This window comes from Streptomyces adustus (genome assembly GCF_009377175.1).
GTDB classification, from domain to species: Bacteria; Actinomycetota; Actinomycetes; order Streptomycetales; family Streptomycetaceae; genus Streptomyces; species Streptomyces adustus.
In genome coordinates this window covers 21,274-36,878 of sequence record NZ_VJZD01000077.1, presented here as the reverse complement: position 1 = coordinate 36,878, position 15,605 = coordinate 21,274, and the positions used below count along the sequence as shown (strand labels likewise).

9 protein-coding genes and 4 pseudogenes are annotated in these 15,605 nt (G+C 67.5%); 7 read left to right on the top strand and 6 right to left on the bottom strand.

What is annotated here, in order from left to right:
- Positions 1–30: 30 nt before the first annotated feature.
- Positions 31–726 (top strand): annotated as a pseudogene (locus FNH09_RS20300) (IS5 family transposase); the annotation flags it as partial.
- Positions 727–899: 173 nt separating this feature from the next.
- On the opposite strand, the gene FNH09_RS20295 reads toward FNH09_RS20300, so the two are convergent.
- Complete coding sequence (locus tag FNH09_RS20295; RefSeq protein ID WP_152889990.1) at positions 900–3,188, bottom strand: DUF8189 domain-containing protein; 2,289 nt, start codon at positions 3,186–3,188, stop codon at positions 900–902.
- Between the two features lie 211 nt (positions 3,189–3,399).
- Between FNH09_RS20295 and FNH09_RS20290 the strand changes: the two are divergent.
- The 4 genes and pseudogenes from FNH09_RS20290 to FNH09_RS20275 all read left to right on the top strand — a co-directional run.
- Positions 3,400–4,026 (top strand): annotated as a pseudogene (locus tag FNH09_RS20290) (IS5 family transposase); the annotation flags it as partial.
- A 1,066-nt stretch (positions 4,027–5,092) separates the two neighbouring features.
- The gene (locus tag FNH09_RS48680) at positions 5,093–5,503 is read left to right on the top strand and encodes a transposase family protein (protein WP_238426856.1); all 411 of its coding nucleotides are present in this window, start codon (positions 5,093–5,095) and stop codon (positions 5,501–5,503) included.
- Positions 5,504–5,671: 168 nt separating this feature from the next.
- The gene (locus tag FNH09_RS48675; protein ID WP_238426855.1) at positions 5,672–5,875 is read left to right on the top strand and encodes a hypothetical protein; all 204 of its coding nucleotides are present in this window, start codon (positions 5,672–5,674) and stop codon (positions 5,873–5,875) included.
- Between the two features lie 572 nt (positions 5,876–6,447).
- Positions 6,448–6,813 (top strand): hypothetical protein, encoded by a 366-nt coding sequence (locus tag FNH09_RS20275; RefSeq protein WP_152889988.1) that lies wholly within the window; start codon positions 6,448–6,450, stop codon positions 6,811–6,813.
- A gap of 143 nt (positions 6,814–6,956) precedes the next feature.
- Here the strand turns inward: FNH09_RS20275 and FNH09_RS20270 are convergent, their stop codons facing one another.
- Positions 6,957–7,415 (bottom strand): SsgA family sporulation/cell division regulator, encoded by a 459-nt coding sequence (locus FNH09_RS20270; protein ID WP_338017621.1) that lies wholly within the window; start codon positions 7,413–7,415, stop codon positions 6,957–6,959.
- A gap of 573 nt (positions 7,416–7,988) precedes the next feature.
- Here FNH09_RS20270 and FNH09_RS48670 point away from each other — a divergent pair.
- Positions 7,989–8,069, top strand: a pseudogene (locus FNH09_RS48670) (transposase); the annotation flags it as partial.
- A gap of 69 nt (positions 8,070–8,138) precedes the next feature.
- Here FNH09_RS48670 and FNH09_RS20255 read toward each other — a convergent pair.
- The 3 genes and pseudogenes from FNH09_RS20255 to FNH09_RS48665 all read right to left on the bottom strand — a co-directional run.
- A pseudogene (locus FNH09_RS20255) lies at positions 8,139–8,378 on the bottom strand (transposase); the annotation flags it as partial.
- Between the two features lie 99 nt (positions 8,379–8,477).
- Positions 8,478–12,188: a S8 family serine peptidase gene (locus FNH09_RS20250; protein WP_152889985.1), complete on the bottom strand. Its 3,711-nt coding sequence runs from the start codon at positions 12,186–12,188 to the stop codon at positions 8,478–8,480.
- Positions 12,189–13,406: 1,218 nt separating this feature from the next.
- Positions 13,407–14,105, bottom strand: coding sequence for a hypothetical protein (locus FNH09_RS48665; protein WP_238426854.1), 699 nt, complete (start codon positions 14,103–14,105; stop codon positions 13,407–13,409).
- 88 nt (positions 14,106–14,193) lie between these two features.
- On the opposite strand from FNH09_RS48665, the gene FNH09_RS48660 reads away from it, so the two are divergent.
- Positions 14,194–14,601 carry an NsdA family TPR-like regulatory protein gene (locus FNH09_RS48660; protein ID WP_238426852.1) on the top strand — a complete coding sequence of 136 codons (408 nt, stop codon included), beginning with the start codon at positions 14,194–14,196 and terminating at the stop codon, positions 14,599–14,601.
- A 255-nt stretch (positions 14,602–14,856) separates the two neighbouring features.
- On the opposite strand, the gene FNH09_RS20240 is transcribed toward FNH09_RS48660, so the two are convergent.
- On the bottom strand, positions 14,857–15,585 hold the full coding sequence (locus FNH09_RS20240; protein ID WP_152889983.1) for a hypothetical protein: 729 nt from the start codon (positions 15,583–15,585) through the stop codon (positions 14,857–14,859).
- Positions 15,586–15,605 lie beyond the last annotated feature (20 nt).

Genomic DNA, 15,605 nt, shown 5'->3' with positions numbered 1-15,605 from the left:
GGCCGGCCCCCACCCTCATGAAGGGAGGGGATGTTGGCCCGGCGCCGCTGCTACCCCTCGGACACCTACGACGACGAGTGGGCATTGATCGAACCGCTCCTGCCGATCCCAGCCTGCGAGACCCCTCGCGGCGGGCGGCCGGAGAAGCACCCGCGGCACGAGATCGTGGACGCAATTCGGCACGTCGTCGACACCGGCTGCAAGTGGCGGGCCCTGCCCAAGGACTATCCGCCCTGGCGGACCTGCTACAACGCCGTGGCCCGCTGGGCCGCCGCCGGGGTGATCGGGCAGATCCGTGACCAGCTCCGCAAACGCGTCCGCCGGGACATGGGCCGCTCCCCTGGAGCGGTCGCCACCATCATCGACTCCCAGTCCGTCAAGGCTGCCGAGACCGTCGGCAAGGACTCGCGCGGCTATGACGCAGCGAAGAAGACCTCAGCTACCGCCCATTAGATCAACGGCCGGAAGCGGCACCTGGTGGTGGATACCAAGAGCCTGCCGCTGTTCGTCATGGTCACGCCGGCCGACATGACCGACCGCGACGCGGCGAAGGAAGTCCTGTTCAGGCTGCGGCTCATGCACCCCGCGATCACGATCGTCTGGGCCGATTCCGCCTACGCCGGACAGCTTGTCGACTGGGCGAAGAAGTACCTGAACCTGACGCTGAAGACCGTCAGCCGGCCGAAGAACGCGGTCGGGTTCGTCGTCCTGCCCCGCCGCTGGATGCGACACCCACGAGCTACGGGAGGCCTCGGTTCCGTGCTCAGCCGGCCAGGGGGTCACCCGGCCGAATCGACGACCTCGAACTCACGGTCACCATGAACCACAGAGCAACGGCTCCTCACTCACTTGGTGTCTCTCCTCGATCGGCAGATCCACCGTTGACCGGAGTACGCGGATCAGGTGGCACGCGCCGTGGCACCGTTGATCAGGCTCCACCCGTAATCACCACCGATGAACCCGCCCCCGATCTGGTTGATCTCGGTCTTCCCGTCGGCAGTGACACCGATCAGGAGGACGTCGGTGCCGCACCGCTGCGCGGCGACGTTGTGGATGCCGCTGCCGTACGGGAGGGCGTGCCACCCGCCCGTGTTGTAGGCACCCCAAGACACCTCGGTGTTCTGGTACGCCGCGCCACCGACGACACCGAAGAACGCGAACTCCTGGTAATAGGTGGGGGCTATGGAGATGTCCGTGAGCACGCCCTGATTCGTGAACATCTGGGCCCAGGGCGACCAGCCGGACCCGGGGCTGGTGGCGTTGACGGTGGTCTGTCTGCGGTGGAACGGGGTGCCGTTGAAGTTGAAGCCGTCGATCTCGATCGTCCCGTCCGCGTGGGTTCCCGCGACGATCTTGTTCAGGAGGCCGTCCATCTGCTGCCAGCCGTTCCAGTTGTCGACCGACGGCTGCTGCTGGGAGCGGGTCCAGATCGTACCGGCGGAGTTGGTGCCGAAGATCTGGAGGGTTCCGTTCTGATTGCGCGCCACGGAGATCGAATTGAGAATCCCGTCGAGGGTCCTCCACGCCGACCACGTGCTCGAACCGGGACTCGTCTGCGTGCGCGAGTAGATCAGCCCGTTCCGGTCGAGCGCGAACAACTCGATCCGCCCGTCGGCGTTGGTCGCCGCCGCCACGGACGTCAGCCGGGCCGGGGTGTCGTACTCAGGAGTCCAGTCCGGGGCCGGCTGCCCCGGGACGATGTGGGTGGTGTAGAGCCCGCCCTGCGCGTCGACGGTGAACGCCTGGACCCCCTTCGTCGCGTCCGTCTCGTTCTGGGAGGCCATGGCGACCGAGGAACCGGGGACGGGGGTGACCACGGGCATTCCGTTGCTGGGACGTACCGAGTCTTCGGTCTGCCCGTGGGTGTAATAGACCTTGCCGGTGTTGACCGAGGTGGCGTCGCACAGGCCGTCGCCGTTGACGTCGCGGAACCGGAGGTCGGCGATACGCTCGTTCGACTGGTTGAGGTACACCCAGTGCTGGTCGCCGGCGCTGGTGGCGTACCACCAGGTCAGGCCCGTGGTCATGAAGGGGTCGGTGACGCCGTCGCCGTCGAAGTCGCAGGTGCGCTGGTTGTCCCGGTTCGCGCCCAGGATGTTGCCGCCGTTGTCGTGCAGACCGCTCTCGGTCTGATCCAGGGCGCCGTTGGTGAACGTCGTCGACCACCTGACGGTGTGGGCGAAGACGTTGTTCTCGACGTTGAAGCCGTCGGTGGGAGTGCCGCGCAGCTTGATCTCGGTCGAGTTGGTGGACGGGAAGGAGTTGTAGGCGATGTCGGCGTACTCGCCGGCCGGCCCGCACTGGTAGTTGGAGCAGTCCCCACGGCCGTGCATGTCGATGAGGTGCTCGTAGTGGTCCCAGCCCAGCAGGGAGAAGCCGAGCCCGGGCGACTCCATGAGGTTGCGGTACACCAGGTACCCGGTGCCGGGCCGGCCGTCACCGGCGACCGAGTGACGGTTGGCCTGGAACTCGTTCTTCTCGATCAGCGCGTAGGCGCCGTTGTTCAGGGCGACCCCGTAGCCGGCACCATGGTGGTTGCCGAACGCGTCCTCGATGCCGTCCATGGTGGGGTGCTGGTTGTCATGGATGTAGTTGTCGTGCACCCACACCGTGTCCGCGTTGGCGCGGTTGATCCGGTTGCCCGGATCCTGCAGGTTGATCGCCGCGCCGCGCCACCGGGCGAACTCGCTGTGGTCGATCTCCACGTTCTGGCTGGACCAGATGTCGATCCCGTTGGCGTCCGTGGTGCCCACCGACGCGGCGGGGTCCATCGGGGCGCCGCCGTCGAACCTGATCCCGCTGATCCGTACGTTGTCCGCGGTGCCGCCGTTGCTGTCGCCGATCGTGAACAGCGTGCGCGGGAACGTCGTCGTGAAGACGCGCGGCCCTCGCGCGACGACCGTGCGGTCGCCGATGATACGGACCCCGGGCGCCACGGGTATGGCCGAAAGGCCGCTCAGGTTGAGATTCACCGTTCCCGCGATCATCACCGTCGCGTTGGGGGTGCCGACGGCCTGGACGAACTGGTTCTGCTGGTCGTCGGCGGTGATGCTGAAGGTCTGCGCGGTCGCCGCGCGGTCAGCGGCCCCTGCGGGCACGCCGGCCGACGCGGTGCCCGTGGACATGGCCAGCGAGGCCGCCAAGGCCCCGACCACTGCGAACAGTTGGCTCTTTCTCGAAATGTTCATCCCTGTCCCGGTTCTCTGCCCATGTGTTGATTCGGTGGAGCCGACCCGTTCGTGGCCGCGCACCTTCCGGAGTGCGCGGCCTGTGCAGCCCCTTGTGACCACCTAAGGGATGGGCGTTCCATTCCGTTCCGCGCTGTTCCACACGGTCGGCAGGCCCTCGCGATCCGCGGCTCAGGCCCTCGCCAGCCGCGGCGCGGCGCTCGCCATCCACGGTGAATACAGCCGCGGTCGATGTGCAGGCCGACATCGTGCTGACCGTGTCGGGGTCGGCCGCCGCCGGGCAGGTTTCGTGGAGCGGCCATTGCCTGTGGCGCACTGTCGGTGCAGGGCTGGCCTGGTGGGGCTTGAGGCTGGCGACGACGTGGACCGTCTCCCGGGTCTGCCGTGTGCCGTCTGCCGTGTGCCGAAGCCGGGTTCCAAGATGCACGTCCTGTCGGACGCGAAAGGGCTGCCCCTCCTCGTCGGCCTCTCGGCCGCCAACGTCCACGACAGCCTCGCGCTGAAGCCCATGATCATGGGTCACCAAACGAGACACGACCCTCACCGCGGCCGCCATCTCAAGCCCCAACGACTGCACGCCGACAAGGCGTACGACGTCCCTCACCTGCGGAAATGGTTACGCGGTAAGCGCATCGGAGTCCGGATCGCCCGCAAGGGCATTGAGTCCAGCGAACGACTCGGACGCCGCAGATGGGTCATCGAGCGAACGATGTCCTGGCTGACCGGCTACCGGCGACTCAACCACCGCTACGAGCGCCATCCCCGCAACTACCTGGCCTTTCTCGGACTCGCAGCCGCCATCTGCTGCTACAAACGGCTCGTCCGCCTCACCACATAGGACACGGTCTATAGCCTCACCGTTGGTGCGGCAGCTTTCGAGGCAGAAAAGCGAAGACGACGACCGCGCCCTGCGGCTCGGCGTGTGGGCCTTCATCGCCATCGCGGCGACCCTCATATGCCACCGCAGACTCACCAAGTAAAACGACGTCTTAAGCGCAGTTGGGCGTCGGGTACAGCCGTTCCTTGCGCATGGTCTGGACGTCGTAGTCGGGGAAGGCGGGAGGTGACAAACGACCGGAGGGAACCCGTGCTGCTACGGCTTCCAGGGTTTCGGAATTTTTCAAGCATATTGGGCAGAAGTGGCGCCCATGCGGGCATCGTGGCGTTACGGGAACTCTCTTCCTCTCTGGAGCTCTGTATAAATCCACCATGAGATGGTGAACGCTCCAGGAAAGGAATTGTGTCATGGATCGACTAAGGCACTCGAGGGCACGTTTCGCCAGACTGCTTGTCGCCTTCGCTGTTTTGTCCTGCACGTGGTTTATGGGGACTGGTACGGCTCAGGCTTCGTCTGGAGCTGAGCAGGTAGAGGTCTGCACCAATGGCTCGTCGTCAGCCGTATTGATCGGCTGGAATCAAAATAATGAATATAAGATATCGCCGCACTTCAGCCTCGATCCCAACAACTATGGATGTGGGACGCTGTGGGGATGGTGGTGGCAGAAAATGCCCAGTATAATTCAGGTCAACTTCTACGACTATTGGGGCAACTACCAAAGGAGCGAATACTTTGGACTTAACAACGGGGTCGACTGTGGCGGAAAATGCTGGATTCCGCTGTATTGAGGTCGGCATTTCATTGCGGCGCTTATCGAAGCCCAAGCGGTTGCTTTATTGATCAGAAACTCATGGGGTTCTCGTCCAGGACGTAGCGGACATGTGGGCCGCCGAAGTAGCCGCGGACGATGTGCGGCTGACGCTGGCGCCTGCGGAAGAAGCGGTGGGTCTCCGCAGGGCTCGGGCGAGTTCCGGGGGTGGGTGGTTGGTCGGGCCGTGACCGGTTGGGGTGCATAGCAGAGCAGGCACGGGCTTCGTGATCATTGGAGTGTCGAAGCTCAACGATCATGAGGTGGCCCGTGCCTGCCGCTGTATCCTCTCTCATCCCGCCGGTGCTGGTGAGGCTGGGTCCGCTGGACCTCGGCCAAGTCGCTGGCCTGCGGCCTTTCCTGGAGTTGGTGCCTGATCCGCGCGCGAGGCGGGGCCGCCGGTACTCGCTGACCGCGATCCTCCTCGTCTGTGCCTGTGCGGCGGTGTCGGGAGCGAGGAGCGTCGACGAGATCGCCGAGTGGGCGGCGCGGGCCTCGGACACCGTGCTGACGGCCGTCGGCGTCCGCTGCGGTGACGTCGTTCTCCCTCGCGGACCACGATCGGCCGTGTCCTGGCGGCCGTCGACGGTGACGCCCTGGACCGGGCTGTCGGCGCCTACCTCGCCGGCCGCAACCCTGCGGGAACGGCTTCGGGGCAACGGCAGGTGATCGCCGTCGACGGCAAGTCGCTCAGAGGATCGGCCCGCCTGTCCACCGGCCGCAGGCACCTCCTCTCCGCCGTCACCCACCACCGGGCCCTGACCCTCGCCCAGGCGGAGGTCGGAGTGAAGACGAACGAGACCGCGCTCTTTCGAAGCCCTGCATCACGTCAGAGACGTGACCTACGCCGAGGACGCCTCCACACTCCACACCGGCACCGCACCACGCGCCATGGCCACCTTCCGCAACCTCGCCATCGGCCTGCTCAAGACCCTTGGCGCTGCCAATATCGCCAAGACCACCCGGGCAATCCGCGACCAACCCGAACGAGCCCTCCCACTCCTGGGCATCACCAACAACCCCGACGCTCACGGAACTTGATCAAGCCCTGGGCGAGGTGCCGGTGCCGGTGCCACAGACGGGCACAGCTGTCCGAACCGGCAGAGATACCCTGCACCCGGAAGCGATGGAACGTTCGATGGTGTTAACGGCTTCACCAGCCAGTCAAATCGTGCACGGATTTGCAGGGAAATGAGGCAACAATCCTTCCCTATATCCCCTGGGGGCAGAAACCGCCGACATCACATTCGGCACCCCAGGAGGGTGCGGCATACGTACGGAACACTGCAGGGTTCACGGACCGTCAAACCATTCCAAGACACATGCAACTCGCCAACCCTGTACGTTTCTGCCTCCTGACCCAGCAAACCGCCTCGGCCGAGCAAGACGGTCACAAACGCCGCTTACAGGTCGGCGTGGGAACAATATGGTGTACCGCCGACCGCAAACGGGGGCAGAAGGTCTACCCGTCCTACTCTCGTAGCGCTCTGTTCCGGAGTTCGCCCACACACTGGCGCGGAAACTGATGCTCGTATCGCTATCCCCTGTCCAGGCAACCGCCCGGTGCCAGCCGTCGGCTACCGGGCAGATACCGGTGAGGATTGAGACAACCCATGAAGTCGATATTCAAGCAGCGCAGGCGTGCGGCCGCGGTGGTCGGTGTCCTCGCCAGCTTTCTGACGCTAGGCCTCGCCGGTTCAGCCTCCGCGTCGTCGGTTCCCGCCTGGCAGCTGGAGGTGTGCTCCTGGGGCTCCTACCAGACCAACGTGTACTGGGGGAACGGCGGCTTCATGGGGGTCCCGGCCGGACAGTGCCTCACTCAGTGGTTCCAGCCCATGAGCACCGACACCTCGTACGAGTACGTCACCCTGTACGTCAATGGCGGCGGATACATCGCCGGTGCCTCCGTCAACGTCGCCGCGGGTGCGGGCCTGGCCACCGGGGGTTCGGCCTCCTCTACCTACTCCTGGTCCTTCTGAGTTCGCTGGTGGGGGAGTACACACACCCCCTGCTCCCCCGCCACCCGCACCAGCCTGCCGACGTGAGTTCGCGCCGCCCGGCACGCCGGTCGGATCACGCGGTCGGCGGTCATGAACCCCGGCGGACAGGCGTCCGTGATCCGTCATTCGCCGATGGCCAGGAGCAGATCCGCGACGTGGTCGATGTCGACGTACGTTCCCTCCGAGCCCGGCGGCACCAGTTCCTGCGTCCGGTCCAGGAACTCGGCTACAGCCGCGGCCTTCATGTCGAGCACCGCGGAGCCGAAGCGGGATCTGACGACTGTGCGGATCACAGGGCCGTGCGACGCCCGCCGGGGCGACACCAGGACGTCGCCCTCCCCCACCGGCCGGCACAGTCCCTCCTGAAGGAGGCTGAGCGCGAATACCCAGTTGACCGTGCCGCTCGAGGTCGACCCTATCGACAGGCGTACGGCGTAGGGGTCCATGCAGTGGTAGTGAAATGCCGCGGGGAGTGAGACGTGCGGTTCGCCTCCGACGATCACGTGCACTTCGAGCTCAAAAGTGACCGTCGTCTCGGCGTCGCTGGAAAACGGTTGAGTCATTTCCTGTCCGTCCAACACGATCTGAGGGATGGCACCTCTTGTCCGGAAAAGCCTAGGGCCGCCCGTTGCGGTCACTTGCCGGGAAATGTATGAAACGTTGACCAGGAGAGAACCGGATGGGGTGGGGCCTTGAGGCCGACTCCTCGGCGGCTCGCCGGGTCCGCGCCGTCGGAAGCGCCTCCGGTATCGAGGATGTGGCCGACTGTTTCAGCGTCAACGCTCTTGCAGGCCAAGGCGGTTGTGAGGCCCAGCGGAGCTCCGGCCCAGCAGGCACAGGCGTCCCCCCAGACGCCCCGCTCCCGGCACTGACCTGTGCCACCTTCGTCAACCGGCATGATTTTGGGGCTCGACCTGCTGGCCAAGACCCGCCTCCACCCGATCGAGTCAGAAACCGACGACACCGCCCCCCCGACCGAACTCAGCGCATAGACTCAAAATGAGATCACCGAGTGGCCGTCGCTACACCACTCCAGCGGACGTGACCGGGCGCGCACCGTACTCGGCGAATCCAGTTGGGTTCCCGAATTCTGTGATCCGCCCTCGTCTGTTCGACTCTAGCCCTTTGAGTTTCGTGAGGGTGCTGTACGCATCGTGATCGAGACGGGCAGACCGATCCCGGAGGTCGCCGAGGAACTCGGCGTACATTCCGGGACGCTGCACAGCTGGGTGTCGCGGTGGCGGCGCAACGGGTCGGCGTCTTCCGACCGGCCGGCCGAGCCCGCGCCGGAAGAACGGATGCGCGCGGCGCAGGAGGCTGTTGAGCTGGTCGAAGACTCTTTCCTCCTGCCAGCGGGCGAAGTAGGCGTAGACGGTGTTCAAGTGCGGGTAGTCGTGCGGGAGGTAACGCCAGGGGATCCCGGTGCGGTTCACGTAGAGGATCGCGTCCAGGAGATGGCGCAGGCCATGGTCCGGTGGGCGGCCGATGTCCAGTCCGCGGCCGCGCCGCTCGGCCCGCCAGGCGGTCAGGACAGGCTCGACCAAAGGCCTCTATCTGGGCATCCATGGACGCCGTACAGGCGTCGGCCAAGTACACCTGCATTTGGGTGACTTGGTGTGCCGACGCCTGTCCGGGCGAGCCCGTCAGCGCAGACCGAAGGCGCGGATCACCGACTGGGTGACGGTGTTTCCGGCCGTGTCGCGGGCGGTGGCCCGCAGGGAGACGAAGCGGGCGTGTTTCGGCGGCATCGGCACGTAGCGGTTGTCGTGGGAACGGTCCGCCTTGCGCCACGTGTGCCCGTCGTCGTACGAGAACTCCACCGTGACGGGGGCGATCCTGCCCGCGCCCGCGGCACCCGGCAGGTGCGCGGCGGAGACGGTGACTTCGGCGTGGCGGTCGGCGCGGCCGTCCGCGTCGGTGGTGATGCCGTAGTCGAGCTGGATCAGCGGCAGGACCGCGGAGTCGTTACCGGTGGGTTCGGAGGAGGTGAACCCCCACTCGGTGTGCGTCGTGGCGGAGTACGGGCTCACCGAGGCGTCCCGGCTTCCGTCCAGCACCAGGCGGTAGGGCAGCCGGGCGGCGCTGGGTGCGTCGGCCGAGACCGTGGTGTACGAGCCCACCGCGAGGCGCGTGCTGCCCTGGTAGAGGGTGAGGGATTGGCGCATGCGGTCGTAGTCCATGGACATGCCGACGTGATCGGAACTGCCCCACGCGGGCACATCGAGGTTGAGCAGGTTCCCGCTGCGGGTGGGCAGCCTGTAGTTGTTGTTGAGGTACGGTCGCGCGAGCGGCTTGAACCACTCCTGCGTGTGAGTGCTGCCGGGCCGGTAAGCGGTGCGCGGCTCGAGCTCGTAGATCAGGCTGTCGACGTATGCCTCTTGGCTCCAGGAGTTGCCGCTGCCGGTGGAGACCCAGTCGACACGGTGGCTGTTCATGGGTTCGCGGACTGTCAGACCGATGCCCCAGTTCGAGTACACGGGCCAGTCGTAGCGCCATTCGCCGCCGCCGCGTGACGGGTCGGGGCTGTCGAAGGCGACGTTGACGCGGGCCAGGTTCTTCGAGGAGCCCTTGACGACCAGGTCGGCCGGGACGCTGTTGTGCCACGTCCGCATCAGGTCGTAGACGTAGGGGCTGTTGGGTTGGGAGTCCACCGTGAGGACGGCCCCGCGCCCGGTGGTCTGCCGCAGCAGCCGTTCGCCCTCGTCCGTGCCGACCAGCGCAACGTCGAGGCCAGCGGGTGTGTTCCAGTCGGGGCTGTAGTTGCGGATCTGCTGCCCGAGTTGGTTGTTGACGACGAGCAGCAGTTTGGCGCCGGCCTGCGCGGCGGCCGCTGCCTGCTCGGCGTCGCCGACGGAGTCGTTACGGCGTACGACCACCGCCTTGCCGCGCGCGTCGACCTTCGCCCAGTCGGCGGCCGTGCCGTCCCCCGCCGAGACGAGCGGGAGCCGGTAGTGGCCCTTGGCCAGCGGGGTGACGCCGTCCTGGCGCAGGACGTCGGTGAAGGCGCCGCTGGGGGTGGACACGGCGAGAACCGGCTGTTCCTTGCGCCAGCGGGCGCCGAGGTAAAAGTCGCCGTGCTTGACGTCGTGGGTGGTCGGCTGGGCCCAGAGGCTGTCGTAACTGGTCTGGGTCTCCATGTAGGCGCGCCATGTGCCGCCGCCCATCGAGCGGTTGTACTCAAGGCGCTGGTAGGTCGTCTCGGTCGACTGCGGTGTCGTCATGTCGACCCGGTGGAGCTTGCGCGCGTCCATCGTCACGGTCGTGTCCTGGTCCATGACGACCTCGGGGTCGCCCAGCAGCGCCATGCCCAGCGAGTGCGGGCCGTGCACACCCTGCACGTCCTTGAAGGACAGCACCGAGTACACGTCGTCGGGCAGGAACGTCTCCAGCGTGCCGGACTCGTCCACTGCGTAGAAGTCAGGGCCGAGGCGGCCGGGGCTGAGGATTTCAACGACACCCGGCATGGGGTTGCCGTGGCTGTCCCTGAGGAGCACGGTCAGCTTGTGCGTCACGTCGCCGAGGGAGATCGCGGTGTGCACGGCGACGGCCCCGGACGCGTCGGCCGCGATGACCTGGCCCGACCAGCGGTTGTTGCCCGTGGCCTTGGACGCGTCGATGGTGAGCGTGACCTCGGCGGTGCCGTGCGCCGGGACGACGACCTGGGAGGCCGAGAGCCGAAACAGGCCCGCGGGGGCATTCGAAGCCTGCACCGACAGTCCGAGAGTGACGGCGGAGCCACCGGTGTTGGTGTACGTCACCGGGCGCTGCACCGCGCCGGTGCCGCCCTGCATCACCTGCCCGGCGAACGCGGTCGCCGAGGCGAAGACGCCCGCACGCAGCGCCGCGGGCACGTCGACTCGGCCGCTACCAGCCTGGAAGGCGTCGTACTGCGGGGTCTGCTGGGAGCTGCTGACCAGGAGGTCCTTCAGCTGGGCGCCAGTGAGGCCGGGCCGCGCGGCGGCGAGCAGGGCCGCCGCTCCGGCGACGTGCGGGGTCGCCATCGAGGTACCGCTCAGCGTCTGGTAGCTGCCCTCGCCCTCGGGGGCGTATTGCGAGCGCGCAGCGAGCACGTCTACGCCCGGCGCGGTGATCTCCGGCTTGAGGCCGCCGTCGCCCGCCCTCGGGCCCTGGCTGGAGAAGTACGCGACGTTGTCGGCGGAGTCTACGGCGCCCACAGTCAGCGCGGCATCCGCGGCGCCGGGCGAGCTGATCGTATTGGGCGCGCCGGAGTTGCCCGCGGCAATGACGAACAGCGCACCGGTCTGAGCGCTCAGGCGGTTCACCGCCTCGCTCATCGGGTCCGTGCCGTCCGACGGGGCGCTGCTGCCCAGACTCATGCTGACGATGTCGGCGTGCTGGTCGACGGCGGCCCACTCCATGCCGGCCAGCACCCAGGAGTCCTGGCCCCCGCCGGCGTCCGACAGCACCTTGCCGATGTGGAGCTCCGCCCCAGGGGCGACGCCTCGTTCCTTGCCGTCGGAGGCTGCTCCGGTGCCTGCGATGGTGGACGCGACGTGCGTGCCGTGGCCGTTGCGGTCGGTGACGTCCTCGTCGGGGACGAAGCTGTCGGTGGCGGCTATGCGCCCGCCGAAGTCGGGGTGCTCGGCGTCGATGCCGGTGTCCAGGACGGCGACGTCCACGCCCTGCCCGGTGTTCCCGTCCGCCCAGGCGGTGGGCGCGCCGATCTGGGCGGTGGTGTCGGCGAGGTCCGCCTTCACCACGCCGTCGAGCCAGATGCGGGCGATGCCAGCACCGAAGGCCGGCCCACGGCTCGTGGCCGCCGCCCTCGAACCGTTCGCCGGAGCCGCGGTGACGGCCCGCCAGAAGTCGGCCGAGCGGTCGCGGTCCTCGGTGAGGGCCGCGCCCTGCACGCTGCTCAGGTCCCTGACGCGGGCCGCGCCGGGGGGCGCGGTGGCACGCAGGCCCGCGGCGGACGTGGTGTACGAGACGATCAGCGGCAGCCGATCGCGGTGGGCGTTGTCGTACCCGTCGGCGACCAGGTCGCTGACGTTGAACAGGCGCCGGTCGAGCGTGCCCGCCGCCACGTAGGGCAGCACGGCGGTGGGGAAGACGTACAGGTCGCCGCCGGACTCCATGACGCGCGCCTCGGCGGGACCGCCCGCCGCGGTGCGCACGTCGACCGTGCCGCCCTTGCTGTTGCCGAAGGACTGACGGGTCGTGACCACGTCGCCGGTGATCAGCGTGACGGAGTGGGTGCCGGGCGGCACGGTGTTCTGTGCCGGTGTGGCGGCGGAGGAGGGGGTATCAGGGGACGCGGTGGCGGGATGTATCAGGGACAGAACGGCGGCGCCGGAGACGGCGAGCACGCTCCAGCGTCTCGGTGATGATCTCAAGGGACGTTCCTTGCGTACTTCCAGGGGGGTGCCCTGGTGGAATGATTATTGCTGCATAATGAAATCGAATGGGTATATTGGTAGCGAACTTTCCTAAAGCACGTGATCTTCGGCTATAGCACCTTCAATGCCGTACTTGTCCTGCTGACCGGTTGGCCGCCCTACGCCGATCAAACCTGTCCGGCTGGCGAATTGAGTTTCGAACCGTGAGGTCAGAAGTACGCACGCAGCCGCACCGTCACCACTTTTTCCGGCTAATTGCCACAAGTTAGGCGGCAAGTCACGAGGCACTGGCCCCTACCGGGGGGATTTCGGTGACGGCCGACGCCCCCAGGGGAGAGGGGCGGCAATCGTCAACCACTGCCCAGATGGTCGACGGGACAGAATGTGGAGCCGCGCTTCCCCGATGGTCTGCGACTTCACTTCCGGCCTTGCGCATCATGGCACCTGTAAATGTGATTGCAGCCGAACGTGCCCCCTAAGGTCGATTGCGTTGCCCTAACAGCCAAGGGCGGCTACGTGCCGGGTCAGATTTGGGCAACCGCGCCCGATTTTATGCGGAATAGGGTCAACCAATCGTCCCCGCGGACACGGCCCTGAGGACTGAGTGGGCCCTGACCAGCAGGGACGAAAGTCATCGATCGGGCCACCACCGGCCACTGAGCCTTTGCCAACCTGGCTGACAGCGGCGCGAGTTGGTGCGGGGCCGCGTGCGGGAAGAGGTGAAGCTCCTGGTAGATGGGTTGTCGACCAAGAGCAACCTGTCCGCCCGGAGCTTCATGTGCTTGCCTACCCATCGCGGATCGATCTGTCCAGCTCGGCCCTATGGCAGCGTCTGCGCTGCCAGCGCATTCAGCAGACTCCGTACGTTCGCAGTGTTTCCGCGGGCGCTGACGACCACGGGCACCAGCGGCGTATCCGTCTGTGCCATCAGTACCCCTCTCCTCTCACGCTCCAGCGAGGTCCCGCTGCCGCGTGACGCGGCGCGAGAAGACGAGAATGGACTCAACTGTTCGACTCGGTCGACCAGTTGGAGAGGATCCCGCGGAGGTCCCGTCTCCGCGAAGCAGTCACCGCCCATGTGCGCTGAGTGATTGGGTGGAGGCGTGGAAGAGAACCACCCGTCACCCACTGACCCTGGCCCGCCTCGCGCTCGGCATGACGATGGAAGAACTCGTCTCCGCAATTCGTGCCGCGGCCGCCCGGCGTGATCTGCGCTCAGGCACGGACGAGGCACGGGTACGTAAATGGCAACGTGGCATCAAGCCCAACGAGGAATCGCAGATCTACATCGCCGAAGCGCTCGGCTGGCCTGCGGACATCGTCTGCGCTGACGACTGGCCGAACTGGCTGCCGCTCACCGCCGACGGCGTGGTCCCGCTCGGACCCCACAGTTCCGTGCCCGCTCTGAGAGAGGCCTTGCGAACAGCGATGGACCGCCGCACCTTCTTCACGATCTCCGGCGCCACCCTGTCCGCGCTGGCCGCGGACTGGGCCGCCGGCCCGACGATCGCGCTCGCCCAGGCCCGCGACGGCAAACCGATCGGCGAGGACTTCGTCGCGTTCCTGGAGAACACCACCCAGCAACTCGCCAGTCACGCCACCGAGCAGCGGCAGCCCACCGCCACGCTGCTGGACGCCCACCTGTCCACGGTGACCGAACTGCTCGAACACAGCCGCTACACACCCACCCTCGGGGAGCGCCTGCACACCCTGGCGGCCTCCCTGTCCCAGACCGTCGCCTGGCACCGCTTCGACCTGGGCCGCCACACCCACGCCAGCCAGAACTGGATCGCCGGTCTGCACAACGCCCACGCAGCCGGAGACCACGATATGGGCGCCGGCCTCCTGGGCGACCTCGCCTACCAGGCCGCCTGGCGCCGTGACCACATCACCGCGGCAAACATCCTCAACCACGCCCTGACCCGCGCCCAGAACCCCGCCGCCCGCTGCCTGCTCCAGCTACGCCTCGCCCGCACAGGGCGACCTGAGCGAACGGCGCGCCGTGCTGCGTGCCCTTGCCGCGGCGGAGAAGCACCTGGGCGACACCGGCGCCGACCGGCCCGCCTGGTGCGCCTGGGTATCCGAAGCCGATCTCGCCGTGGACTCCGGCCAGGCCCTCCTGGATCTCCGCGACATCGGCCGCGCTCACCGGCTGATGACCGAAGGCGAAGGCCTGCTGCCCCCGCCCCGGGACAAGACCCGAGGTGTGTTCCTCGCCTACCGCGCCGCAAGCTACCTCGATCTGAAGGAACCCGAGCCCGCCACAGCCGCCGCCACCGAATCACTGCTCCTGGCACGTCGCATCGGAGCACCCCGCTGCGTGCAGCTCGTCGACGACCTTCTCCCCCGCTTCCGGCACTACCAGCACGCCCAAGGCGTTCCAGAACTCCTCCAGCTCTTTGCCGCATAACAGGGAGGGGCATATCCGATGACCACCGATGCGGGGCTCCCCTCGATCAGAGAGTCCCTCCAGCTCGCACTCCTGGTGGAACGCGAAGGCAGCCCGCTGGTGGCCGAACTCGCCGCCAACCACTACCACCTGAACTACAGCAAGCACCCCGTACCTGTGCAGTTCCGGGAAGTCCGCGCGGCCCGCACCCTGCTGGCCGCAGTGCTGCCCGCCGGTACGGACCGCACCGAACTGCACCGCCAGCTCGGCCGGCTCTCAGGACTGCTGGGCAACCTGGCCTTCCGCCTCGACGACCCGGCCGGCGCACGGCTCCACCTGGGCACCGCCGTCTCCTACGCCGACCGGGGCGGTGACACAGCGCTGGCGGCGTGGGCGTACCGGGCGCAGAGCATGGTCGCCCGCCACACCGGCAACCTGAACGCCGCGTACACGTACGCCGAGCGCGGCGCGGCCGCGGCCCCCGCCGGCCTGGTCCATGCCCAGCTCCACGCCTGGACGCTGCTGCCCACCCTCGCCCGGCAGAGCCGCGACCGGGAGGCGAACACCGCACTCGAGGTGGCCCTGGCCGAACTCGAAGCCGACCCGGCCGGCCAAGCACCCGGTCGTTTCGGCTTCGACGAACCCGAACTCGCCCTGCATCAGGCCGAAGCGCACCTCGCGCTGGGCCGCACCGAACAAGCCCGCACCCGCGCCGAGACCTCCACGGCCGCCTGCACCACCGGCACCCCCGGATGGGCCGCTGCCACTCTTGTCCTGGCCCAGGCCGAAGCCTGCGACCAGCCATCCGATGCTGCGCAGCGCGCCCTGGACGTACTCGACCGGGTACCGCCCAGCCGCCTGCGCGCCACCGCCCGCACCAGACTGCAGCGACTGAACGGCCTGCTCGCCGCCCGACCCGCTGAATACGTGGCCGATCTGCGGGAACGCCTGCGTACCCTGCCGCCCCCCTGTGGACACGTCCGGTGCCCCATCGGCGTGACGCACACCGAGTATCCAAGGGCGGA

Bases quoted from the DNA above. Each gene is read 5' to 3' on its own strand.
- FNH09_RS20295 (WP_152889990.1), bottom strand. From the start codon at position 3,188: ATGAACATTTCGAGAAAGAGCCAACTGTTCGCAGTGGTCGGGGCCTTG.
- FNH09_RS48680 (WP_238426856.1), top strand. From the start codon at position 5,093: ATGAGGTGGCCCGTGCCTGCCGCTGTATCCTCTCTCATCCCGCCGGTG.
- FNH09_RS20275 (WP_152889988.1), top strand. From the start codon at position 6,448: ATGAAGTCGATATTCAAGCAGCGCAGGCGTGCGGCCGCGGTGGTCGGT.